The organism is Agromyces zhanjiangensis (genome assembly GCF_040496055.1).
Classification (GTDB): domain Bacteria; phylum Actinomycetota; class Actinomycetes; order Actinomycetales; family Microbacteriaceae; genus Agromyces; species Agromyces zhanjiangensis.
Window position 1 is genome coordinate 116,276 of sequence record NZ_JBEPKB010000005.1, and the last position, 21,621, is coordinate 137,896.

Here is a 21,621-nt window from a genome sequence, read left to right on the forward strand (position 1 = left end):
TCATGCTCCCCTCGGGTTGACGGCGCTGGGCGGCGCCGGATTCCGGACCGTGGGGTCGATCCGGCACTCGAGCTCGATCCGGAACCCCTCGGGACCCTGAACGACCTCGTGTACACCGACATTATCGAGTGCATCCCATGCTGCTGCATCGACGCGGCGCGCCGTGAGACCGGAGACGTCGAGTCCGATGGCGACGGCCGCCGACTCCCCGGGTCGCGCACCGTCCTCCGGCGACTCGTCGCCCGGCGCGCCGACCTCGCCCTCGCGGCACTGGACGCGCACCTCGAGCGGCGGCTCGTTCGCCTTGCGCCGCCGCTGGCCGGCGACGAGCCACAGCGCCAGGAGCAGCCCCTCGCGCTGCGTCGGCGAGAGCAGCCCGGCGAGCCCCTGCGCGTCGTCGACGCTCACCCGCCGGCTGAGGTACGCGGACTCGGTGACCGCGTGGCGCAGCCACGTGTCGGTGCGTCCCTCGATGAGCCGGATGCGCAGTCGGGCCGCGAGCGTTCCCGCCCGTTCGGCGGCCTCGGCGGGGAGGGGGATCGAGATGCGGCCGGACCCCACGTCCTCGAGCAGCGCCTCGGCGTCGTAGTCGAGTTCGGCGAGCTCCTCGGAGGCGCGCATGCCGACGGCCGATCGTGGGGTCGCGACGGTCGACTGCACCAGCGAGAGGTCGAGCTCCCGGCCGACGAGCCTTCGGAACCCGCGGACGCCGATCGCGACGAGTACCACCGGAACCACCGCCGTCGCGGCGATCGCGAGCCCGGCGACGGTCCACGACCCGGCGGCCTGCGCCTGGAGGAGCGCGGCGGTCACGAGGACCGCGGCGATGACCGCGGAGGCCGCGACCGGGGTCCGGGTCTCGCGGAGTGCCGCGATCGGCAGGAGGAGCGCGGCGGCGGCCGGCGCGGCCGTCGGCGTGATGCCGAGGTGCAGGAGGCCCGCCGTCGCCGTGAGGTCCATCGCGACCGGTACCGCGAGCGCGGCGAGGAGGAGCAGGTGCGTCCAGTCCGCGACGCGGGTGAGGCCGCGGGTGGCGACGACCGTGGCGACCGCGACGACCGCGAACGCGATCCAGGCAGGCCCCGACCCGGTTCCGGGCGGGAAGACGCCGATGAGTCCGATCGCGTGCACGAGGTGGGCGAGCACGATGACGCCCGCCGCCGCGGTGATCCCGACCGCGAGGCGACGCCCGCCGTGGGCGCTGCGGATGTCCTCGGCGGCGCGCGCGGACCGGGTCGGCCGATCGAACTGGATCTCGTGGGTCGTGTCCGGCGGCGCCTCGGCGTCGGGGGAGCGGCGGAAGGGGTTCACGGCTTCGGCACCTCCAGCATGACCGTGGTCCCGGACCCGGGGGAGCTGAAGACCCGTGCGCGACCGCCGACGGCGTGCAGCCGGCCGACGACCGACTCGGCGAAGCCGAGGCGTGCCGGATCGACCGCGGCCGGCTCGAACCCGGCACCCTGGTCGGTCACCATCGCGCGGACCGTGTGCTCGTCGTCGGTGACGGTGACGTCCGCCACGCTCACGCCGGCGTGCCGGCGGACGTTCTCGAGGCACTCGCCCAGCGCGCCGAGCAGCGCGTCGAGGCCCTCCTTCGGCAGCACCAGGTGGTTGGCGCCGTGCCAGTTGACGTCGAGCCCCAGGCGGGCGAAGCGCTGTCGCACCGACTCGAAGGTCGACCCGAGGCCGTCGTCGGAGGACTCCGGGGAGAAGATGGCGCTCGAGCCGTTGTCGAGGGGAGCGCCGAGGCGCAACTGCTTCAGCAGTCGCGCGTCGTCGCCGGCCTGCTGGCGCAGGGGGCCGGTCTCGACCCCGACGCCGGAGTGCGCGAGGAGGCTCAACGTGGCGAGGACGGTGTCATGCAGCACCCGCGCGTCCTGGCGCTGCTGCGCCTCGGACTCGCTCGCCAGTCGCTCGGCCTCGTGCGCGCGGCCGACCTCGTCGATCCGCTCCGCGGCGCGATCGATGGCACGGGCGAGCCAGATCCCGACGATCACGCACGCGACCCAGCCCGCGGCCGTGGCGATGACGACGAGGCGGACGTCGGCGCCGGAGGCCGCGGATGCGCCCAGCGCCACGAGGACCGCCGCGGCGCTCGCCACGATCATTGCGGGCCCCGCCGGACGGACCACGAGCGGGATGGCGAGTGCGCCCGTGGCCAGCGCGCCGACGGCCGCCATCGCCGTCGCACCGGCCGGATCGAGCGTCGGGTCGAGGCCGACGACGAGCAGCAGCACGGTCGCCGCGGCCATCGCGCCGACGGTCGCGGTCATCGCGCCGCGCGAGCTCGCGAGCCCGATCAGGACCGCCATGCCGACGACGAGCGCCGAGGCGAGGGCGAACCGGGACGGTGCGATGGCGCCGGGGACGACCAGGCAGGCCAGCGCGATCGCCGCGCCCGTGAGCCCGCCGACCCTCGCGAGGCGGCGCAGCAGCCGGTCGCGCTCCTTGTCGATCCGCCGCATGCCACCCCCCGACCGTCTGCGCCGTCGCTCGCGCCGCGCAGCGGCGCTCTTCTCGAAGATAGCTCAGAACGCCCCCCGTATGCGGGACAGACGGCCCGAAGCGGGGTGCGGCGTCCGGATCCGGTCAGGCCGCGAGGAGGCGGACGAGCTCCGCGGCGACGGCGTCGTCCTCGATCAGGAACGCGTCGTGCCCGTAGTCGGAGCGCAGCACCACGGGCTCGTCGCCGTGCACGGTCCGCTGCACGCCCGCGGCGATCTCGCGCTGGCCGTCGAGCGAGAAGTACCGGTCGCTGTCGATGCCGAGCACGAGCGTCGTCGCCTCGATGCGCGAGAGCGCGGCGGCGACGCCGCCGCGGCCGCGGCCGACGTCGTGCGAGTTCATCGCCTCGGTGAGCGCGAGGTAGCTGTTGGCGTCGAACCGGCGCGTGAACTTGTTGCCGTGGAAGTCGAGGTACGACTCCACCGCGAAACGCCCGCCGCCGCCGAGCGGATCGAGCTCCGACTGCCACCCGCGCTCGAAGCGCTGGTTGAGCTCGACGGGCGTGCGGTAGTTCAGCATCGCCATGCGTCGTGCGAGCGCCAGCCCCCGCGTGGGGCCCTCGCCGTCGGGCGCGTCGTAGTACGCGCCGCCCCGGAACGCCGGGTCGCTGCGCACCGCCTCGAGCTGGACCGAGTTGAGGGCGATCTGGTCGGCGGTCGTCGCGGCGGGCGCCGCGAGCACGGCGATTCGCTCGACGGCCTCCGGTGCCATGAGCGCCCACTCCAGCACGTGCATCGCCCCCATCGAGCCGCCGACGACCGCGGCGAAGCGCTCGATGCCGAGCTCGCGGGCGAACGCCACCTGCGCGGCGACCTGGTCGCGGATCGTCACGAACGGGAACCTCGCGCCCCACTCGACGCCGTCGGGCGCGAGCGAGGCGGGACCGGTCGAGCCCTGGCATCCGCCGAGCACGTTCGGTGCGACGACGAACCAGCGGTCGGTGTCGATGGCACGACCGGGGCCGACGACGCCCGGCCACCACCCCGCGCTCGCGTGTGCGGGCCCGGCGGGGCCGACCACGTGGCTGTCGCCGGTGAGCGCGTGCAGCACGAGGATCGCGTTGCCGCGCGCGGCATCGAGCGTGCCCCACGTCTCGTACGCGATGCGGACGTCGGGCAGCACCTGGCCGGACTCGAGCCCGAGGTCGCCGATCCTCGCGAAGCGGCGATCGCCGACGGGGTCGCCCTCGCGCCATGCGCCCGTCGCGGGCGCGCGCCCGGCGAGCTGGTGGGCGGCACGGGCCTCGGGCACGACGCTCGCGGGCACCGTCTCCGAGGTCGTCTGCCAGTCCATGCTCCGATTCTCCCCGACGCGATGGGCTGTCGAGGCACTGTTACGTCGGCCGGCGAGACGACGGATGCCGCGCCCCAGGCGGGACGCGGCATCCGTGTCTGCGGTGCGTCGTGCTAGACGCGGGCGGCCTCGCTCGCGCGACGCGCGGCGGCGAGCCCCGCCTCGAGGTCGGCCTTGAGGTCGTCGACGTTCTCGATGCCCACCGAGAGGCGCACGAGGCCTGGCGTGACCCCGGTCGTGAGCTGCTGCTCCGGCGTGAGCTGCGAGTGCGTCGTCGAGGCCGGGTGGATCACGAGCGAGCGGACGTCGCCGATGTTCGCGAGGTGGCTGAAGAGCGAGAGGTTGTCGACGAGCGCCCGGCCGGCGTCGACGCCGCCCTTCAGCTCGAACGAGAGCACCGCGCCGACGCCCTTGGGCGCATACGTGTTCGCCGCCGCGTACCACGGGCTCGACGGCAGGCCCGAGTAGTTCACGTGGGCCACGTCGGGGTGGTCGTCGAGCCACTCGGCGATCTCCTGCGCGTTCCGGGTGTGGCGCTCGACGCGGAGCGAGAGCGTCTCGATACCCTGGATGAGCTGCCAGGCGCTCGCCGGCGCGATGGACGCACCCAGGTCGCGCAGCAGCTGCACGCGGGCCTTGATGACGAACGCCAGCGCGTCGCCCACGGCGCCCGTGTAGCTCGCGCCGTGGTAGGAGGGGTCGGGCTCGGTGAGGCCCGGGAACTTCTCGACGTTCTTCGACCACTCGAATCGGCCGCCGTCGACGATGACGCCGCCGATGACGGTGCCGTGGCCGCCGAGGAACTTCGTGGCCGAGTGGATGACGATGTCGGCGCCGTGCTCGAAGGGGCGGATGAGGTACGGCGTCGCGATCGTGTTGTCGACGATGAGGGGGATGCCCGCGTCGTGCGCGACGCCCGAGACCAGCCCGATGTCGAGGATGTTGATCTTCGGGTTGCCGATCGTCTCGGCGAAGAACAGCTTCGTGTTCGGCCGCACCGCGCGTCGCCACTCGTCGGCGTCGTCCTGGTTCTCGACGAACGTCGTCTCGATGCCGAGCTTGGCGAGCGTGTACTTGAAGAGGTTGTACGTGCCGCCGTAGATCGACGACGACGAGACGATGTGGTCGCCCGCCTGCGCGATGTTCAGCACGGCGAAGGTCTCGGCGGCCTGGCCCGAGGCGACGAGGAGCGCGCCGCTGCCGCCCTCGAGCGCCGCGAGGCGCTCCTCGACGACGGCCTGCGTCGGGTTCATGATGCGCGTGTAGATGTTGCCGAACTCCGCGAGCGCGAAGAGGTTCTGCGCGTGCTCGGCCGAGTCGAACACGTACGACGTCGTCTGGTAGATCGGCGTCGCCCGCGCCTTCGTCACCGGGTCGGGAGCGGCGCCCGAGTGGACCTGCTTGGTCTCGAAGCGCCAGTCGGCGGCGTGGTCGGCCATGTGGGACTCCTTCACGAAATGGAGGTGCGGTCTCCGCCGCATCCGTCGCCCACCGTACGTCCGGCCCGCCAGGGCCTCAACGGATGTCGCAACACGGCGTCATTCGCGCGCGTCCGGCGTCGGCGGCTCCGGCTTCGGGGCGTCGGGCACCGGCGGGAGGGCATCGGGCGGGAGCACGATCGTCCCGGTCGCGGTCGCGGGCTCCGGCCGGAACAGCCAGCGCGCGCGCGGCTCGACCAACGGGCGGAAGACGCGTCGCACCGGCTTCAGCGAGAGCACCACCGAGACGCCGATGCAGAACACCATCATCGCCGGCAGCACCCACCAGGGCTGCTCGCCCTCGAGCAGCGGGGTCTCCCGGAGCGGGAACAGGACGAACGAGTGCAGCAGGTAGATGTACATGGTGGCGCTGCCGAACGCCGTGAACGCCGTCGCACGCCGCGGCATGAGGATGAGGAACGCGACCGCGAGCAGCATGGCGAGCAGCAGCATGAAGAGCCGGATGGCGCCCGACCACGGCTCGTCGTAGCCGATCGCCTCGTAGGACTCGTCGTAGAGCATGAAGCGCCGCAGCCTGAGGTCGCGCCACGTCTCGATCGCCATCGGGAGCACGACGAGGAGGACCGAGAACAGGGCGATCGCTCCGGCGCGCCATCGCCAGGTCGCCGCCGTCGACAGCTCGAGCCAGCGCTCGGTGATGCGCCACTGCCGGAGCTTCCAGCCGAAGACGAAGAACGGGAACATGCCGAACGTGCGCGTGAGCGCGAGCGTCGAGTCGATCTCGACGGAGTAGCCCGCGCCGATCGAGATCGCGATCGCGATGAGCAGCGGGTACCGCAGGAGCACGAGGTACGGGAGCGCGATGCGCCAGATCGCGAGCGCGATGAGGAACCACAGGGTCCACGACGCGGTCGTGTAGTCGAGCACGAAGTCGCCGCCGAGGGCGAACCGGATCACCGTCCAGATGGTCTCGAAGATGAAGTAGGGGAAGACGATGTCGGTGAGCACCTGCCGCATGGCCCGTGCGTTCGGCGGTCCGGACTTGGCGAAGTACCCGGAGACCGTGACGAAGACCGCCACGTGGAACGAGTAGATGAAGAGGTAGACGCTGTAGGCCGCGTCGTCCTCGGCGATGAGCGGCAGGATGCCGTGGCCGATCACGACGAGCGTGATCGCGATCCAGCGGGCGTTGTCCCAGAGCGGCACCCGGCGCTTGCGATGCGGTGGCCGGTGGGCATGGGGCATGGTGGTCGGCTCCATCCGCCCATTCTTCCCCACCGACCCCCGGCGGCGGTGCGGCCGTCCGCTCGGGCAGAATGTCGGCATGGACCAGTTGCGCGCAGTCGTCACGGGAGCGAGTTCGGGGATCGGGGCCGCCACGGTCCGGGGGCTCGCGGCCGCCGGATGGGACGTCGTCGCGGTCGCTCGTCGAGGAGACCGCCTCGCCGCGCTCGCGGAGGAGACCGGCGCGCGATCGTTCGTCGCCGACGTGACGAGCGACGCGGAGGTCGCGGCGCTCGCGGAGTACGTGGCCGCCTCGGGCGGCGCGCACGCGCTCGTGAACAACGCGGGGGGTGCGAAGGGGCTCGCGTCCGTCGAGGATTCGGACCTCGACGACTGGGCGTGGATGTTCGAGGTCAACGTGCTCGGGCTGAAGCGGGTCACGAGCGCACTCCTGCCGGTGCTGCGGCGCGGCGCGGTCGACCGCGGCGTCGCCGACATCGTGAACGTCACCTCGATCGCCGGCCACGTCGCGTACGTCGGCGGCGGCGGCTACAACGCGGCGAAGTTCGCCGCGCACGCGGTGACCGAGGTGCTGCGACTCGAATTGAACGGCGAGCCGATCCGCGTGGTGGAGGTCGCCCCGGGGATGGTGCGGACCGACGAGTTCTCGCTCGTCCGGTTCGGCGGCGACCGCGAGCGGGCCGACGCGGTCTACGACGACGTGCCCGAGCCGCTGGTGGCCGAGGACATCGCCGGCGTCATCGTCGACGCGATCTCGAAGCCGAGGCACGTCGACCTCGACCTCATCGTCGTCAAGCCCGTCGCACAGGCGGCGCCGCACCGGCTCGCCAGGGGCGAACTGGTCGTGAAGGCGGAGCCCGGCGCATGAGGATCGGACGCGTCGACAGACGGGAACGCTGGGTCGCCGGCACCGCCCCGATCCTCGCCGTGCTGGGGTTCCTCTTCGTCGCCGCGTACACGGTCGGCGTGCTCGCGCCCGACTTCGCCGGACGGTGGCGGCACGTCTTCAGCGCGGTGTTCGTGCTCACCTGGATCGCGTTCCTCGGAGACGTCGTGATCCGACTGGTGCTCACGCCGGCGGGGCGACGGTGGAGCTACACGTGGCACCACCCGATCGAGTTCCTCTCCGCCATCCTGCCGGTGTTCCGCGCCCTGCGCGCGGTCGCCCTGCTGCGGCACCTCCCGGCCCTCCAGCGCCGCACGGCCGGCGCGGTCCGCGCGAACTTCGTGGTCGCGGCGGTCCTGTACGCGGCCATGTACGTGTTCTTCCTCGCCCTCGCCACGCTGCAGGCCGAGCGGGACGCGCCCGGCGCGACGATCACGAACTTCGGCGACGCGCTCTGGTGGGCCGTGGTGACGCTCACCACCGTCGGGTACGGCGACACGTATCCCGTGACGGTGGTCGGAAGGACCTGGGCCGTGTTCCTCATGGTCGGCGGGATCGCGATCGTCGGCGTCGCCTCGGCGACGATCATCTCGGTCCTGAACGAACGGCTCAACGGCCTGCGCAGCGGCGAACGCTCCGAGGGGCCGCTGCTGGCCGAGCACGAGGGCCTCGGCGGCGGCCCGGACCCGATGCCGGAGGGCGGGGCCGAGCGGGACGCCGGGCCGGACGTCGACCGATAGCCTGACAGGCATGACGTTCGACGCGAATGACGCTGCGGCCGGCGGCGACGGCATCCGCCGCGAGATCCTCACTTGGGACGACTTCGGCGACGCCGCTCGCTCGCTCGCGGCCGACGTGCTCGTCTCCGGGTTCCGGCCCGACGTGGTGATCGCGATCGCCCGTGGCGGGCTCCTCCTCGCGGGCGCGATCGCCTACGCGCTCGGCACCAAGTCGTGCGGCTCGATCAACGTGGAGTTCTACACCGGCGTCGACGAGCGACTGCCCGAGCCGGTGCTCCATCCGCCGATGCTCGACGCACCGGCGCTCGCCGGGCGTCGCGTGCTTCTCGTCGACGACGTCTCCGACTCCGGCCGGACGCTCCGGAAGGTCGTCGACCTGCTCTCCGACGCCGGCGCCGACGTGCGCACGGCGACGCTGTACACGAAGTCGCACACCGTGCTCGCGCCCGACTACGACTACCGGCGCACCGACGACTGGATCATCTTCCCGTGGTCGGCCCTCCCGCCCGTCGAGGCGGCGCATGCGCCGGAGGCGGCGCAGTGAGCGTGCACCTCGTGGGCGGCGGGTGGGACCCGGCCCACGCGGCATCCGTCTACGCGCCGTTCCTCGCCGAGGCGGCCGAAGCCGCCGCGCGCGCCGGCGCGGATCGTCCCCGCGTCGCGGTCCTGCTCGTCGCGCCGCGCGACGAGGCCGACGAGCTCGAGGGCCGGTGGCGCGCCCTGCTCGAGTCCGTCGCCGACGTCGAGGCGGCGGTCACGGTGGTCCCCGAGGGCGGCGAGTTCGCGCCGGCCGCGCTGGCAGGTGCGCACGGCGTGCTCGTCGGCGGCGGCCTGACGCCCGCGTACCGACGGGCGGTCGAACCGATCGCGGCCGAGCTGCGACGCCGCGCCGCGGCCGACGAGCCCTACCTGGGGTTCTCGGCGGGCGCCGCGATCGCCTCCGACACGGCCCTGCTCGGCGGATGGCGCATCGGCGGGGTGCCGGTGGCCCCCGAGGAGGCCGGAGAGGACCTGGACGACGTCACGGTCGAGGCGGGCATCGGGCTCGTCGACCTCACCATCGACTGCCACGCGGCACAGTGGGGCACCCTCACGCGGCTCATCGCCGCGACCGAGGCGCGCCTCGTCGACGGCGGCATCGCGATCGACGAGGACACGCTGTTCTCGATCGGCGCCGCGGGGCTCCGCGTCGCGGGCGCCGGAAGCGTCTGGAGCGTGACGGCTGAGGGCGACGGCGTCTCGGTGCGGAGCATCTCCGGCTGATGGGCCGCACGCTCCCCGAGCTCGCCGAGGCGGGGCTCATCGACGCCACGTGGGCCGACGCGCTCGCTCCGGTGGCCGGCGACATCGCCCGCATGGGCGACCTCCTCCGCACCGAGGTCGCCGAGGGGCGCGGGTACCTGCCGGCGGGCGACGCCGTGCTGCGCGCGTTCCGGCAGCCCGTGCCCGACGTGCGCGTGCTCATCGTCGGGCAGGACCCGTACCCGACGCCGGGACATCCGATCGGGCTGTCGTTCGCGGTCGAGCGGCACGTCAGGCCGCTGCCGCGGAGCCTCGCGAACATCTACCGGGAGCTCGCCGACGACCTCGGCATCCCGCCGGCCGCGCACGGCGACCTCGGGGCATGGAGCACGCACGGCGTGATGCTGCTGAACCGGGTCCTCACCGTGCGGCCCGGCGAACCCGCATCGCACCGCGGCATGGGCTGGGAGCGTGTGACCGACCACGCGATCCGCACGCTCGTCTCGCGCGGCGGGCCGCTCGTGGCGATCCTCTGGGGTCGCGACGCGCAGTCGCTCGCACCGGCGCTCGGCGACGTGCCGCGCATCGAGTCCGCGCACCCGAGCCCGCTCTCGGCGAGCCGCGGGTTCTTCGGCTCGCGTCCGTTCAGCCGGGCGAACGAGCTGTTGGTCGCGCAGGGCGGCGAGCCGGTGGACTGGGCGATCCCAACCTGAACCGCGCCGCGGGTCATCCGTTCGAAACCCGGCGCGCGTAGCATGGCGGGATGCTCGAGGAGGAATACCAGGCGCGCCGATCGCTGCCGCGGCACCTGCGGAGGCGCGAGGAGCCCGAGGCGCCGTTCTCCTTCGAGATCCGGCCCGCGCGACCGGCCGACCTGCCGGCGGTGCGCGAGATCTACAACTACTACGTCGCGAACTCGACGGTCACCTTCGACGAGGAGGCGATGTCGCTCCGGGAGTGGAAGCAGAAGTACTCGTACCTGAACCGGCTCGGCATGCCGTTCCTCGTGGCCGAGTCGCCGACCGGGCAGCTGCTCGGCTACGCACTCGTGTCGCCGTGGAAGCAGAAGCGCGCCTACCGGTACACGGTCGAGAACTCCATCTACCTCGGCCCCGCCGCATCCGGCAAGGGGCTCGGGCGGGCCCTCTTGGGCGCCCTCATCGAGGCGTCGAAGGAGGCCGGGCTGAAGGAGATGATCGCCGTCATCGCCGATCAGGGCGCCGACGCGTCGATCCGGCTCCACGAGAAGTTCGGCTTCCACGAGATCGGCCGCATGGGGCGGGTCGGCTTCAAGTTCGACCGGTGGCTCGGCACGGTGCTCCTGCAGAAGACCCTGAAATAGCGGATGCCGCGGGCCGGCGTCGCGCCTCGTCAGCCGAGCAGGATATCGAGGTCGCCCTGCAGGAACGGCAGCGCGCAGGCGACGAAGAGTCCCGACAGGCCGAACAGGGCGGGGTGCGCGAGGGCGATCACGGTGCGCCGGAGCTCCGGGCGGCCGGCGAGCATCCGTTCCGGTACGCCGTCGCGGGCCGGCAGCTCGCGCCAGCCTCGGATGCGCGAGAGGAACCACGCGCAGCGGAGCACGAAGGCGGCCCACAGCAGGCCGACGACGGTCGGCACGATCACGAGCATGATGTCGAGCCCCACCCCGACGATGTCCGCCTCGCGTCCCTCCGCGGCGAGCTGGATGACCGCGGAGATCGCCGCGCCCACGACGACCGAGAGGCTCCAGGCGATCACGCCGATGACGAGCGCCGCGTAGCGGACCGCGAAGTGGCCGAACACCGAGGACATCTCGTCGAACCGCCGGCGCGGCGTCGCGTGCAGCACGGCCACGGTCGCGGCGAGCGAGGGCGCGACGAGCAGGGTGAGCAGCGTGCCGAGCAGCACGGCGGGCCAGCCGGCGGCGATGCCCGCCGCGGCGACGATCCCGAGGACCGCGCTCCAGGCGGCGCCCAAGGCGAGCGGATGCCGCGCCACGGCACCGGCGATGCGCGTGCCCGTCACCCCCGCCACGCGCGCCACTCTACCGGGGTGCTGCGCGGTGGCCGTGCTGCGTAGGCTCGGGTGGTGGCCGACCTGCACGAGGACCTGCACGAGCACACCGCGCTGGAGCTCCACCAGCTCCTGCAGCGCGGGGAGGTGACGCCGCTCGAGGCGACGGAGCACTACCTCGCGCGCATCGAGCGCCTCGACCCGGAGGTGGGGGCGTTCGCGCTCGTCACCCCCGACGCGGCGCTCGAACGGGCGCGGTCCGTCGAGCGCGAGGTCCCGCGGGCCGCGCCGCTCTGGGGGATGCCGCTGGCCGACAAGGACCTGCACCCGCGTGCGGGCGTCGTCACGGCGTTCGGGTCGCGCGCCTACGCGGGCGAGGTGCCCGACGAGTCGGACGACCTCGTCCGCGCCGTCGACGCGGCCGGGGCGGTGAGCCTCGGCAAGACCGCGACGCCCGAGTTCGGCCTGCCCTCGTACACCGAACCGCTGGCGGGTCGACCAGCGCGCAATCCGTGGGACCTCGCCCTCGGGGCGGGCGGCTCGAGCGGCGGCGCTGCGGCGGCGGTGGCCGCGGGCCTGCTGCCGTTCGCGCCCGGCAGCGACGGCGGGGGATCGATCCGCATCCCGGCAGCGTCCTGCGGGCTCGTCGGCGTCAAACCGTCTCGCGGACGGGTCCCGGCGGGATCCGGCATCGACCGGCTCGGCGGGCTCGGCGTGGTCGGCCCGCTCGCCCGCACCGTCGCCGACGCGGCGCTGCTGCTCGACGGCCTCATCGCGCCGCAGGGCTACCCGGTGCGGCATCCGTTCGCACTTCGCGCCCCGGGCGACGACGGGCCGTACCTCGGCGCGGCGATCCGCGGCGAAGGACGGTTCCAGGTCGGCGTGATGCTCGATACCCCGTGGGACGACTTCATCGACATCCGCGTCGACGACGAGCCGCGCGCGGCGCTCGCGCACGCGATCGGGCTGCTCGACCGGCTGGGGCACGGCGTCGAGGAGCTCGCGCCGGCCCCCGAGCCCGGGTACCCCGAGGCGTTCCGGACCATCTGGCAGTCCGGCGCCGCCGGGATCGCGGTGCCGGAGGGTGCCGACGGTGTGCTCGAGCCGCTCACGCGATGGCTCGTCGAGCGGGGTCGGGAGCGGACCGCGGGCGAGCTCGCCGAGGCGCTGGGATGGCTCGCGGGCTTCGAACGGCGGATCATCGCGCGCTTCTCGTCGGTCGACGCCGTACTCACTCCGGCGCTCGCCATGACCCCGCGACCCGTCGGCTGGTACGACGCCGAGGACGCGGAGGAGAACTTCGCGCAGCAGGTGCGGTTCACGCCGTACACGTCCTTCGTCAACGTCGCGGGGTTGCCCGCACTCACGCTGCCCGTGCAGGACACGGAGTCGGGCCTGCCGATTGGCGTCCAGCTCATCGGGCGGCCGGGTGGAGAGGCCACCCTCTTCGCGCTCGCGGCGCAGCTCGAGCGCGCCGCGCGGCGCGGTCGCCGCCGTCCGCCCGCCTGGTGACCGAGGCCGTCGGCGAGCCGTGGGCGGTGCGCGGTGTCGTCCGCTCGGACCGGTGTGCAAGACTTAGGTAATGCTTACCTCACTTGCCGAAGCCACGGCGCCCGCGCGACCGCGTCCCGCCTACCGCGGCTTCCGCGCGAGCGTCGCCCGTGTCCGCCGCCTGTCCGAGCACTTCACGCGCGTCACGTTCGCGGGCGATGCGCTCGCCGGGTTCGGCACCGCCGGCCTCGACCAGCGGGTGAAGGTCGTCCTGCCGCTCGACGACTCCGGCTTCGCGCACTTCCCCGACGGCGAGGACTGGTACGCCGCCTGGCGGGAACTGCCCGTCGAGCAGCGCAATCCGTTCCGCACGTACACGATCCGCGCGGTGCGCCCCGACCTCCGCGAGGTCGACGTCGACTTCGTGGCGCACGGCGACGCCGGTCCCGGCTCGGCCTGGGCGACGCGCGCGCGGCCCGGCGACGAGATCGTGCTGGTCGGCCCCGACGAGCTGAGCGAGGGGCGGACGATCGGCATCGACTGGCGTCCCGGTGCGGTCGACACGGTGCTCCTGGCCGGCGACGAGACCGCGGCGCCCGCGATCTGCGCCATCCTCGAGTCGCTGCCCGCAGATGCGGCGGGTGCCGCGATCATCGAGGTGCCGAGCGCCGACGACGCCCTCGAGGTCGCCGCACCCGAGGGCGTCGAGGTGCGCTGGCTGCCCCGCACGGCTGGGCAGGCGCACGGCGAACGGCTCGTCCCGGCGGTCCGCGACTGGGTCGCCCGCACGTGCTGGCTGCGCGAGTGCGCCGACCCCGCGTCGGCGGCCGCCGAGTCCGCCCGCCGCACGCTGGCCGAGCTCGAGTCCGCGGCCGACGCCGACGGCGTGCTCTGGGACGTGCCGGAGGGCACGAGCCTCGACGGCGACTGCTACGCCTGGCTCGCGGGCGAGGCCTCGGTCATCACGGCGCTCCGCCGCTTCCTCGTGCGCGAGGCGGGGCTCGACCGCCGGCAGGTGGCGTTCATGGGGTACTGGCGGCGGGGCCGCGCCGAGCTGGCGTGAGCGCCGCATCCGCCCCGGCGGCGACGCCGGTCGCGTCGTCCGCGCCACGTGAGGTCGCGGCCCGTCGGCCCGTGCCGGGCGGGCGGGCCCGCACCCGTCGGGCCGTCCTCGTCCTGGTCGGGAACCTGATGGCGCTCCTCGTCGTGGTCGCGGCGAGCCTCGCCCTCGGCGTGCGCGCGATCGACCCGGCCGAGGTCTGGCAGGCGCTCGTGGCACCCGACCTCGGGGACCCCGACCAGGCCGTGGTGGTGCAACTCCGGATCCCGCGGACGGTGATCGGCCTCGCCGCGGGCGTGGCGCTCGGACTCGCGGGCACCCTCATCCAGGGCGTGACCCGCAACCCGATCGCCGACCCGGGCCTCCTCGGCATCAACGCCGGCGCGTCGCTCGCGGTCGTGCTCTGCATCTCGCTGCTCGGCGTCACCGCCCCGCTCGGCTTCATCTGGTTCGCCTTCGCCGGCGCCACGGCCGCCGCCGCCGTCGTGTTCGCGATCGGCGGGGCGCAGCCGGTCCGGCTCGCGCTCGTCGGGGCGGCGCTCACGGCGCTCCTCACGCCGCTCATCGCGCTCGTCCTGCTGCGGGACGCGGAGGCGTTCACCCAGTACCGCTTCTGGGCCGTCGGCTCGCTCACCGGGCGCGACCTGTCGACCGTCGCCGTGCTCTGGCCGTTCCTCCTCGTCGGCGTGGGGCTCGCCGTCGCGCTCGCGCATCGGCTCAACCTCCTCGCCCTCGGCGACGACGTGGCGTCCGCCCTCGGCCAGCGCGTCGGCGTCACGCGCGCCGTCGCCGGGGTCGCGCTCGTCCTCCTGTGCGGCACAGCGGTCGCGTTCGCCGGTCCGATCGCGCTCGTCGGGCTCGTCGTGCCCCACGCGGCGCGGCGCCTGGTCGGCAGCGACTACCGCTGGATCACCGCGCTCGCACTGGTCCTCGGGCCGATCATGCTGCTCTCCGCCGACGTCATCGGGCGCCTCGTCGTGCCGAACTCCGAACTCGAGGCGGGGGTCGTCGCCGCGTTCCTCGGGGCGCCGGTGCTCATCGCGATCGCGCGGAGCCGACGGGTGGCGGGGCTCTGATGATCGACCTCCGAACCGCCCCGCCGCGCGGGCCGATCGACTCGGCGGTCGTCGGCGCCCTCCGCCGGGCGGACCGTCGTCGTCGCGTGGCGGTCGTCGTGGTCGCTGCGGGTGCGGCCCTGGCGGTCGCCCTGGCCGCGCTCTCGTTCGGTGCGGCGGGCGTGACGCCCGACCGCGTCCTCTCCGTCCTCCTCGGCGGCGGGGATCGCCTCGACCGCTTCGTGGTGTTCGAGCTCCGGCTCCCGCGGATCCTCGCCGCGCTCGTCGTCGGCGTCGCGTTCGCGCTGGCGGGAGCGGTCTTCCAGTCGACGTTGCGCAATCCGCTGGCGAGCCCCGACATCCTCGGCATCTCCGCCGGTGCGAGCCTCGGCGCGGTGTGGGCGATCCTGGGCCTCGGCGCCGGTGGCGCGATCGTCGCGGGCTTCGCGTTCGGCGGCGGGCTGGTCGTGGCGATCGTGATCTGGCTCGCCGCGTGGCGGCAGGGCCTGCACGGCGTCCGGTTCGTGCTGGTCGGCGTCGGGATGGCCTACCTGTGCGGCTCCGCGGTCGCCTGGCTGCTGGCCCGTGCCGAGGTGCGCGAGGCCCAGACGGCATTGCACTGGACGGTCGGCAGCGTGGCCGACGTCCGCGGTGACGAGCTGTGGCTCCTCGTCGGCGGGACCGCCGCCTGCGCGGGCGTCCTCGCGGTCCTGACGCCGGTGCTCCGGCCCCTGGCCCTCGGCGATGACCGTGCCCGCGCGCTCGGGGTCGGGGCGGATGCCGCGCGCGTCGCGCTGCTCGTCGTCGCGGTCGCCCTCGTGGCGCTCGCGACCTCGGTCGCCGGTCCCATCGCCTTCGTCGCCCTCATCTCGCCGGCCGTCGCGCGGCGGCTCGTGGGACGCGGGGGAGCGGCGGTCGCCGCGTCGGCCGCCGTGGGCGGGGTGCTCGCGCTCGGCGCCGACGTCGCCGGCCAGTTCGCCGTCCCGGGCTTCACCGCACCGCTCGGCATCGTCACCGGCGTGATCGGCGCCCCGTACCTGCTGTGGCTGCTCGCCCGCACCGAGAGGACCCGCGCATGAGCTCCCCTCCCGTTCCCCGGCCCCCGGCGTCCGACGGCCTCGTCGCCGAGGGCGTGAGCCTCGGCTACGACGGCCGGCGCGTCATCGAGGGACTCGACCTCGCGATCCCGCCCGGCCGCATCACCGCGATCGTGGGGCCGAACGCCTGCGGCAAGTCGACGCTGCTGCGGGGGCTCGCCCGGCTGCATCCGCTCGAGGCGGGCAGGGTGCTGCTCGACGGCGGCGATGCGTCGCGGATGCCTCGGCGCGACGTCGCGCGTCGCATCGGCGTCCTGCCGCAGTCGTCCGTCGCGCCCGACGGCGTGCGCGTCGCCGACCTCGTCGAGCGCGGACGGTACCCGCACCAGGGCTGGTTCGGTCGGCACTCGAGCGACGACGACGCGGTGGTCGCCGAGGCGCTGGCCGCCACCGGCATCGCCGACCTCGCCCAGCGGCCGATCGAGGAGCTCTCGGGCGGGCAGCGGCAGCGCGTGTGGATCGCCATGGTGCTCGCGCAGCAGACCGACCTCGTGCTCCTCGACGAGCCGACGACGTTCCTCGACGTCGCGCACCAGCTCGAGCTGCTGGACCTGCTGACCGCACTGAACCGCGAGCGGGGCACCACCGTCGTGATGGTGCTGCACGAGCTCAACCTGGCCGCGCGCTACGCCGATCACCTCGTGGTGATGTCGTCCGGCCGTATCGTCGCGGAGGGCGACCCGGGCTCCGTCCTGACCGCCGGCACCGTCCGCGACGCGTTCGGCCTCGACGCGCGCGTGATCGCCGACCCCGTGTCGGGGAGCCCGCTCGTCGTGCCCGTCGGCCGGTTCCACTCGGCCGAGGGCCGTCCCTGACTCCCGACGTGCGGGAGACGATTAGTTAGGTTAGCCTAGCCTTACAAACTTACTCGAACCAAGGAGCATCCGTGCGTCTTCGACGTTCCCTCATCGCCGTGGCCGGCACCGCCGTCACCGCGCTCGCACTCTCCGCCTGCTCGGCCGCGTCAGCCGACCCGACCGGGGGCGACGCCGTCTCCGAGGCCGCCGAGGGCTTCCCCGTGACGGTCGCGCACGCCTTCGGCGAGACCGTCGTCGGCGGCGAGCCCGAGCGGGTAGCGACGTGGGGCTGGGGGTCGACCGAGGCCGCCATCGCCGTCGGCGTCTACCCGGTGGCCATCGCCGAGCAGGCCTGGACCGTCGGCGAGGGCAACTACCTGCCGTGGGTCGAGGCCGCGTACGAGGAGGCCGGCGAGGAGCTGCCCGCCCTCATCCCCGACCCCGAGGGCGGCGCGACCGTCCCCTACGAGGAGTTCATCGCGGCCGAGCCCGACCTGATCCTCGCGCCCTACTCCGGCCTCACCGAGGAGCAGTACGACACGCTCTCCGAGATCGCGCCCGTCGTCGCCTACCCCGAGGCGCCGTGGACCACCCCGTGGGACCAGGCCATCGAGATCACGGCCGATGCGCTCGGACGCGCCGACGAGGGCGAGGCGGTCCTGCAGGACATCTCCGACGGGCTCGCCGAGCAGGCGTCCGAGCACCCCGACTTCGCAGGCACGACCTTCGCCGGCGTGTGGGACGGCGACGGCTTCGTCTACGTCTACACCGCGGCCGACTCGCGCATCGAGGTCCTGACCGAACTCGGACTCGAGGTCGCGCCGAGCGTGTCCGAGCTCGACACGAGCGACGGCGGCTTCTACTACGAGCTGAGCTACGAGCAGCTCGACCAGCTCGACGCCGACGTCATCGTCAGCTACCACAGCACGAAGGACGAGGCGGACGCCTTCCTCGCCAAGCCCGAGCTGCAGGCCATCCCCGCGGTCGCGGCGGGCCGGGTCGCCCAGGTCTACGACCCGGTGACGGTGTCCTCCGTCTCGCCGCCCACCGCGCTGAGCTTCGACTGGGAGGGCGGCCTGCCCGCGCTCGTCGAGGCGATCTCGGGCGTCGTCGAGCAGTGACCCCGCGCTGAGATGCGCGCCGCGGGCCGGACCCTCCACGGGGACCCGGCCCGCGGTTCGTCGCCGGGGCGATGCCGACCGCCGCGTCACCGATCGGTCGAGCGCGTCCGCCGCTTCGGGAGGTAGCCGCCGGCCTCGAGCCCGGCCTCGATCTCGAACCGGTTCGTGAGCGGGTCCCGCCCGGACATCAAATACAGGATCGGGAAGAGCAGGCCGTACGTGCGCCACTGCGCCCGGTGGACGACCTCGTGGCCGAGCACCGTGTCGGAGTCGTTCCGATCGGTCAGGTAGCAGGCGCCGACGCACGAGCCGCCGCGGCCGAACGTCCAGCGCGGCATCCCGCGGAAGACGATGAGGCCCCGACGCACCTCGATCCGCCCACGGCTCCAGAGGAAGCCCCAAGCGAAGCCGACCGCCGTCGCCCACCAGTAACCCGCGAGGCTGACGGGGGAGTCCGTGAGCCGCACGCGCACCATCCGGCTCACGCCCCGACCTCCGGTCGGCCGTCGGCCTCGAGGAGTCGCAGCCAGACCTCGCTCAGGGTCGGGAACGCGGGCACCGCGTGCCACAGGCGGGACACGGGCACCTCGCCGACGATCGCGATCGTCGCCTGCTGCACGAGCTCGGCGACGCCCTGTCCGACGAACGTGGCGCCCACCACCACGTCGCGGTCCGCATCGATCACGAGACGCGCGCGCCCGTGGTAGTGGTCGGCGAGGATCCCGGCGCCGCTCACGCTCGAGAACGGCACCTCCGGCGTCCGCACCGACAGGCCCCGCCTCGCCGCCTCCGCACTCGTGAGGCCGACACTGCCGACCTCCGGGTCCGAGAACACGACGCTCGGCACGGCCGTGTGGTCGGCGGTCGCCGCGTGCACGCCGTACCGGCCGGCATCCACCGGACGACCGAGCGCGCGAGCGCCGATGACATCGCCCGCAGCGCGGGCCTGGTACTTGCCCTGATGCGTGAACTCCGCCCGGCCCACGACGTCGCCCGCCGCGTACAGCCACGGCGTCCCGTCGACGTCGGGGACCGCGGTCGCCGCGAGCGTGTCGTCCACGTCGATCGGCGCACCCGGCTCGAGACCCGCCGTCTCGAGCCCGATCCCGGCCGTCCGCGGGCGACGACCGGTCGCCGTGAGCACCTCGTCGGCGGTGAGGGTCGAGCCGTCGTCGAGTCCGAGCACGACCTCGCCGGATGCGTTCCGCTCGACGCGCCGAGCGCTCACCCCGAAGCGGACGTCGACGCCGAGGTCGGCGAGGCCCTCGCCGACCGCCTCGGCCGCGAACGGCTCGAGCGACCCCAGCAGCCCGTGCCGGACCAGCATCGTCACCTCCGAGCCGAGGCCCGCGTAGGCGGTCGCCATCTCGACGGCCACGACACCGCCGCCGATGATCGCGAGGCGCCCCGGCACCCGATGCGAGCTCGTGGCATCGCGACTCACCCACGGTTCCGCGTCCGCGAGCCCGGGGATGTCGGGCACCACCGGATCCGAGCCCGTGCAGATCGCCACCGCGTGCCGTGCGACGAGCTCCTCCTCCGGGCTGCCGTCGGAGGGGGTGACGAGCACCCGGCGCTCGCCGACGAGGCGCCCGTGGCCGCGCACGAGCACGGCGCCGATGCCGGTCAGCCAGTGCACGCCGCCCGCATCGCGCCAGTCGGACGTCCAGTAGTCGCGGCGCCGGAAGGTGGCATCGGCGTCGAGCGTGCCCGTCACGGCCTCGGCCGCACCCGGCACGCGCTGCGCGGCGCGCAGTGCCTGCCCGCTGCGCAGCAGCGTCTTCGAGGGCACGCAGGCCCAGAAGGTGCACTCCCCGCCGACCAGTTGGTGCTCCACGACTGCGACCTCGAGCCCGGCGGCGCGCGCCCGGTCGGCCACGTTCTCGCCGACCGCCCCGGCGCCCAGCACGATGAGGTCGAACTGCCTGGCCATGCGGGCCCCCCTTCGGGCCGGATCGCGGCCGGCCACCACGCCAGCCTAGGGAGCGGATGCCGTGAGCGGAACGGTCCGCCAGGACCGACTCGCCGGACCCGGGCCGCGCCGCGGCCCGGTCAGTTCGCGCCGGACGCGAGCGCGCCGATGAGGCGCAGGATCGTCGGGAGGTCGTCGAGCGCCGCCTCGGGGGACGACGGCGCGAATCCGGCGATCGAGGCACCCGCGAGCGGGACGCCGGCGACGACGGTTCGCACGAGCGCCACGAGGTCGTCGGGGTCGGCGCCGAAAGGCAGCGGGTAGGACAGGCCGGCGATGGCCGACGGGTCGAGCACGTCGAGGTCGACGTGGACGTACACCCGGGATGCCCCCGTCGCGAGGATCGCCTCGACGATCGCCCCGGGCTCCCGGAAGCGGTCGACGTCGACCATCGCGATCCCGTGCTCGTCGATGAAGGCCTGTTCGCCGGCGTCGAGCGCGCGGACGCCGCCGAGGACCAGCCTCGACGGGGCGATCCGCTCGCCCTCGCGCAGCGCCAGTCCCTCGGCGCCGTCGCCCGCGATGGCCCGCAGCACCATGCCGTTGAACGCGCCGGAGGGGCTCGTCTCGGGGGAGTTGAGGTCGGGATGGGCGTCGAGCCAGAGGACCGCGAGCGAGTCGGCGTCGCCCGCTGCCGCGGTCGCGACGGAGGCCAGTGCGATGCCGCAGTCGCCGCCGATCGCGATGGGGGTCCTCCCGAGCCCCTGCATGGCCTCCCGCACGCGGTCGCCGACCCGGCGCAGGGCGCTGTAGCGGTGCACGCCGGTGCCGAGCGCATCACCGGCCTCCACGGGCACCTCGACGACGACGGTGGCGGCGGAGGGGAGGTCCCCGCTGATGGCGAGCGCCCCGTCGGCGTGGCTCATCGCGCGCGCGGAGACGGAACCCTGCCATTCGGGGACGACGACGAAGGCGGCCGGCATGGTTCCCAGTATGTTCCTCGCCGCATCCGGGCGCGAGCGCCGGTCCCGCGCCTCCGCCACGATGAGGTACGGGGCACCGGGGACGCCGCCGGTCAGCCCTGGTCGGGGAAGTGCACGAGCCCCGCCTGGACGGCGAGGCCGACGGAGGCGACCGCCATGAAGCCGAGCCCCAGGAGCGATGCGACGGTCGTCGACGCGATCACCGCGAGGCCGCTGAGTCCGAGCAGCACCAGGGTCGCCCACCACGCCCAGCGCCGTCGGGTCAGCCCGGTCGCGAGCGCCGCGGCGACGAGCAGCACGAGCCGACCCCAGAGGTCGAGCGGGGTCAGGATCGGATCGGTGGATGTCGAGAGGAGCGCGCCGACGAGGAGCAAGGCCGTCCACGTCGCGAACAGGCGCGCGCTGATCGGCCGGAGGGGCACCACCCGTGCACCGCTCCCCGGTCGGGCCTCGGCGCAGACCGGCCCCGTCGCACCCGCCGCCGCCCCGGCGTCCGACCGCGCCTCGGAGAGCAGGCGGTACGCCCGGCCGACCTCGACGAAGCGCGCGCTCGCCGCGCGGACCTCCGACTCCGGCGCGCCCGCGAAGCGGTCGGGGTGCAGCTCGCGCGCGAGGCGCCGGTACGCCCGATCGAGCTCCGCCCGGTCGGCGTCGGGCTCGACCCCGAGCACGCGCGCCGCCTCGTCGGGGGTCATGCTCCGCACCTCCCTCGTGGTCGGAGAGTGGGCCGCGCGCCCGGACGTCGATGCCGGGCAGGGGT

At 74.1% G+C, this 21,621-nt stretch carries 22 protein-coding genes; 12 read left to right on the plus strand and 10 right to left on the minus strand.

The features are described 5' to 3' along the window. The 5 genes from ABME02_RS11380 to ABME02_RS11400 form a co-directional block, all read right to left on the minus strand. Positions 1–1,311 carry a hypothetical protein gene (locus tag ABME02_RS11380; protein WP_353815444.1) on the minus strand — a complete coding sequence of 437 codons (1,311 nt, stop codon included), beginning with the start codon at positions 1,309–1,311 and terminating at the stop codon, positions 1–3. Continuing rightward, a complete protein-coding gene (locus ABME02_RS11385) occupies positions 1,308–2,465 on the minus strand; it encodes a sensor histidine kinase (protein ID WP_353815445.1) in 1,158 nt (385 codons plus the stop codon). Before ABME02_RS11385 ends, ABME02_RS11380 begins: the two co-directional genes overlap by 4 nt. Positions 2,466–2,589: 124 nt before the next feature. After that, positions 2,590–3,798, minus strand: a complete 1,209-nt coding sequence (metX, locus tag ABME02_RS11390; protein WP_353815447.1) for a homoserine O-acetyltransferase MetX — start codon at positions 3,796–3,798, stop codon at positions 2,590–2,592. Positions 3,799–3,911: 113 nt separating this feature from the next. Beyond that, positions 3,912–5,237, minus strand: coding sequence for a bifunctional o-acetylhomoserine/o-acetylserine sulfhydrylase (locus ABME02_RS11395; RefSeq protein ID WP_353815449.1), 1,326 nt, complete (start codon positions 5,235–5,237; stop codon positions 3,912–3,914). Between the two features lie 99 nt (positions 5,238–5,336). Then, positions 5,337–6,497, minus strand: a complete 1,161-nt coding sequence (locus ABME02_RS11400; RefSeq protein ID WP_353815450.1) for an acyltransferase family protein — start codon at positions 6,495–6,497, stop codon at positions 5,337–5,339. Between the two features lie 64 nt (positions 6,498–6,561). Between ABME02_RS11400 and ABME02_RS11405 the strand changes: the two genes are divergently transcribed. The 6 genes from ABME02_RS11405 to ABME02_RS11430 are packed head-to-tail and all read left to right on the plus strand — an operon-like array spanning position 6,562 to position 10,692. Then, positions 6,562–7,350: an SDR family NAD(P)-dependent oxidoreductase gene (locus tag ABME02_RS11405; RefSeq protein WP_353815451.1), complete on the plus strand. Its 789-nt coding sequence runs from the start codon at positions 6,562–6,564 to the stop codon at positions 7,348–7,350. Further along, positions 7,347–8,108, plus strand: a complete 762-nt coding sequence (locus ABME02_RS11410; RefSeq protein WP_353815453.1) for a potassium channel family protein — start codon at positions 7,347–7,349, stop codon at positions 8,106–8,108. Before ABME02_RS11405 ends, ABME02_RS11410 begins: the two co-directional genes overlap by 4 nt. Positions 8,109–8,118: 10 nt before the next feature. Next, entirely contained in the window at positions 8,119–8,652 is a 534-nt protein-coding gene (locus tag ABME02_RS11415) for a phosphoribosyltransferase (protein WP_353815454.1), read from the plus strand. Continuing rightward, positions 8,649–9,371 carry a type 1 glutamine amidotransferase family protein gene (locus ABME02_RS11420; RefSeq protein ID WP_353815455.1) on the plus strand — a complete coding sequence of 241 codons (723 nt, stop codon included), beginning with the start codon at positions 8,649–8,651 and terminating at the stop codon, positions 9,369–9,371. Before ABME02_RS11415 ends, ABME02_RS11420 begins: the two co-directional genes overlap by 4 nt. Continuing rightward, positions 9,371–10,063, plus strand: a complete 693-nt coding sequence (locus tag ABME02_RS11425) for a uracil-DNA glycosylase (RefSeq protein WP_353815456.1) — start codon at positions 9,371–9,373, stop codon at positions 10,061–10,063. Before ABME02_RS11420 ends, ABME02_RS11425 begins: the two co-directional genes overlap by 1 nt. 50 nt (positions 10,064–10,113) lie before the next feature. Continuing rightward, the gene (locus tag ABME02_RS11430) at positions 10,114–10,692 is read left to right on the plus strand and encodes a GNAT family N-acetyltransferase (protein ID WP_353815457.1); all 579 of its coding nucleotides are present in this window, start codon (positions 10,114–10,116) and stop codon (positions 10,690–10,692) included. Positions 10,693–10,721: 29 nt separating this feature from the next. Here the strand turns inward: ABME02_RS11430 and ABME02_RS11435 are convergent, their stop codons facing one another. Continuing rightward, positions 10,722–11,366, minus strand: a complete 645-nt coding sequence (locus ABME02_RS11435) for a hypothetical protein (protein WP_353815458.1) — start codon at positions 11,364–11,366, stop codon at positions 10,722–10,724. Between the two features lie 54 nt (positions 11,367–11,420). On the opposite strand from ABME02_RS11435, the gene ABME02_RS11440 reads away from it, so the two are divergent. From ABME02_RS11440 to ABME02_RS11465, 6 genes are all read left to right on the plus strand, one after another. Further along, positions 11,421–12,857, plus strand: a complete 1,437-nt coding sequence (locus ABME02_RS11440) for an amidase (RefSeq protein ID WP_353815459.1) — start codon at positions 11,421–11,423, stop codon at positions 12,855–12,857. Between the two features lie 70 nt (positions 12,858–12,927). Beyond that, the gene (locus ABME02_RS11445; protein WP_353815460.1) at positions 12,928–13,899 is read left to right on the plus strand and encodes a siderophore-interacting protein; all 972 of its coding nucleotides are present in this window, start codon (positions 12,928–12,930) and stop codon (positions 13,897–13,899) included. Then, positions 13,896–14,972, plus strand: coding sequence for a FecCD family ABC transporter permease (locus ABME02_RS11450; RefSeq protein WP_353815462.1), 1,077 nt, complete (start codon positions 13,896–13,898; stop codon positions 14,970–14,972). Before ABME02_RS11445 ends, ABME02_RS11450 begins: the two co-directional genes overlap by 4 nt. Beyond that, positions 14,972–16,030, plus strand: a complete 1,059-nt coding sequence (locus tag ABME02_RS11455; RefSeq protein ID WP_353815463.1) for a FecCD family ABC transporter permease — start codon at positions 14,972–14,974, stop codon at positions 16,028–16,030. Before ABME02_RS11450 ends, ABME02_RS11455 begins: the two co-directional genes overlap by 1 nt. Beyond that, the gene (locus ABME02_RS11460; protein WP_353815466.1) at positions 16,027–16,863 is read left to right on the plus strand and encodes an ABC transporter ATP-binding protein; all 837 of its coding nucleotides are present in this window, start codon (positions 16,027–16,029) and stop codon (positions 16,861–16,863) included. Before ABME02_RS11455 ends, ABME02_RS11460 begins: the two co-directional genes overlap by 4 nt. 71 nt (positions 16,864–16,934) lie before the next feature. Beyond that, positions 16,935–17,966, plus strand: a complete 1,032-nt coding sequence (locus tag ABME02_RS11465; protein WP_353815468.1) for an iron-siderophore ABC transporter substrate-binding protein — start codon at positions 16,935–16,937, stop codon at positions 17,964–17,966. Positions 17,967–18,052: 86 nt separating this feature from the next. Here ABME02_RS11465 and ABME02_RS11470 read toward each other — a convergent pair whose 3' ends face one another. The 4 genes from ABME02_RS11470 to ABME02_RS11485 all read right to left on the minus strand — a co-directional run bounded on the left by ABME02_RS11470 (position 18,053) and on the right by ABME02_RS11485 (position 21,556). Beyond that, positions 18,053–18,442, minus strand: coding sequence for a Fe-S oxidoreductase (locus ABME02_RS11470; RefSeq protein ID WP_353815601.1), 390 nt, complete (start codon positions 18,440–18,442; stop codon positions 18,053–18,055). A 5-nt stretch (positions 18,443–18,447) separates the two neighbouring features. Then, positions 18,448–19,899, minus strand: a complete 1,452-nt coding sequence (locus tag ABME02_RS11475) for a dihydrolipoyl dehydrogenase family protein (RefSeq protein WP_353815469.1) — start codon at positions 19,897–19,899, stop codon at positions 18,448–18,450. Between the two features lie 119 nt (positions 19,900–20,018). After that, complete coding sequence (locus ABME02_RS11480) at positions 20,019–20,861, minus strand: arginase family protein (RefSeq protein ID WP_353815470.1); 843 nt, start codon at positions 20,859–20,861, stop codon at positions 20,019–20,021. A 92-nt stretch (positions 20,862–20,953) separates the two neighbouring features. Beyond that, positions 20,954–21,556, minus strand: coding sequence for a J domain-containing protein (locus tag ABME02_RS11485; protein WP_353815471.1), 603 nt, complete (start codon positions 21,554–21,556; stop codon positions 20,954–20,956). Between the last annotated feature and the right edge of the window lie 65 nt (positions 21,557–21,621).

Excerpts from the sequence above, each read along its gene's own strand:
- ABME02_RS11460 (WP_353815466.1), top strand. The coding sequence starts at position 16,027 with ATGAGCTCCCCTCCCGTTCCCCGGCCCCCGGCGTCCGACGGCCTCGTC.
- ABME02_RS11395 (WP_353815449.1), bottom strand. The coding sequence starts at position 5,237 with ATGGCCGACCACGCCGCCGACTGGCGCTTCGAGACCAAGCAGGTCCAC.
- ABME02_RS11410 (WP_353815453.1), top strand. The coding sequence starts at position 7,347 with ATGAGGATCGGACGCGTCGACAGACGGGAACGCTGGGTCGCCGGCACC.
- ABME02_RS11445 (WP_353815460.1), top strand. The coding sequence starts at position 12,928 with ATGCTTACCTCACTTGCCGAAGCCACGGCGCCCGCGCGACCGCGTCCC.
- ABME02_RS11430 (WP_353815457.1), top strand. The coding sequence starts at position 10,114 with ATGCTCGAGGAGGAATACCAGGCGCGCCGATCGCTGCCGCGGCACCTG.
- ABME02_RS11455 (WP_353815463.1), top strand. The coding sequence starts at position 14,972 with ATGATCGACCTCCGAACCGCCCCGCCGCGCGGGCCGATCGACTCGGCG.
- ABME02_RS11385 (WP_353815445.1), bottom strand. The coding sequence starts at position 2,465 with ATGCGGCGGATCGACAAGGAGCGCGACCGGCTGCTGCGCCGCCTCGCG.
- ABME02_RS11425 (WP_353815456.1), top strand. The coding sequence starts at position 9,371 with ATGGGCCGCACGCTCCCCGAGCTCGCCGAGGCGGGGCTCATCGACGCC.
- ABME02_RS11475 (WP_353815469.1), bottom strand. The coding sequence starts at position 19,899 with ATGGCCAGGCAGTTCGACCTCATCGTGCTGGGCGCCGGGGCGGTCGGC.
- metX (WP_353815447.1), bottom strand. The coding sequence starts at position 3,798 with ATGGACTGGCAGACGACCTCGGAGACGGTGCCCGCGAGCGTCGTGCCC.
- ABME02_RS11415 (WP_353815454.1), top strand. The coding sequence starts at position 8,119 with ATGACGTTCGACGCGAATGACGCTGCGGCCGGCGGCGACGGCATCCGC.
- ABME02_RS11480 (WP_353815470.1), bottom strand. The coding sequence starts at position 20,861 with ATGCCGGCCGCCTTCGTCGTCGTCCCCGAATGGCAGGGTTCCGTCTCC.
- ABME02_RS11400 (WP_353815450.1), bottom strand. The coding sequence starts at position 6,497 with ATGGAGCCGACCACCATGCCCCATGCCCACCGGCCACCGCATCGCAAG.
- ABME02_RS11405 (WP_353815451.1), top strand. The coding sequence starts at position 6,562 with ATGGACCAGTTGCGCGCAGTCGTCACGGGAGCGAGTTCGGGGATCGGG.
- ABME02_RS11470 (WP_353815601.1), bottom strand. The coding sequence starts at position 18,442 with ATGGTGCGCGTGCGGCTCACGGACTCCCCCGTCAGCCTCGCGGGTTAC.
- ABME02_RS11485 (WP_353815471.1), bottom strand. The coding sequence starts at position 21,556 with ATGACCCCCGACGAGGCGGCGCGCGTGCTCGGGGTCGAGCCCGACGCC.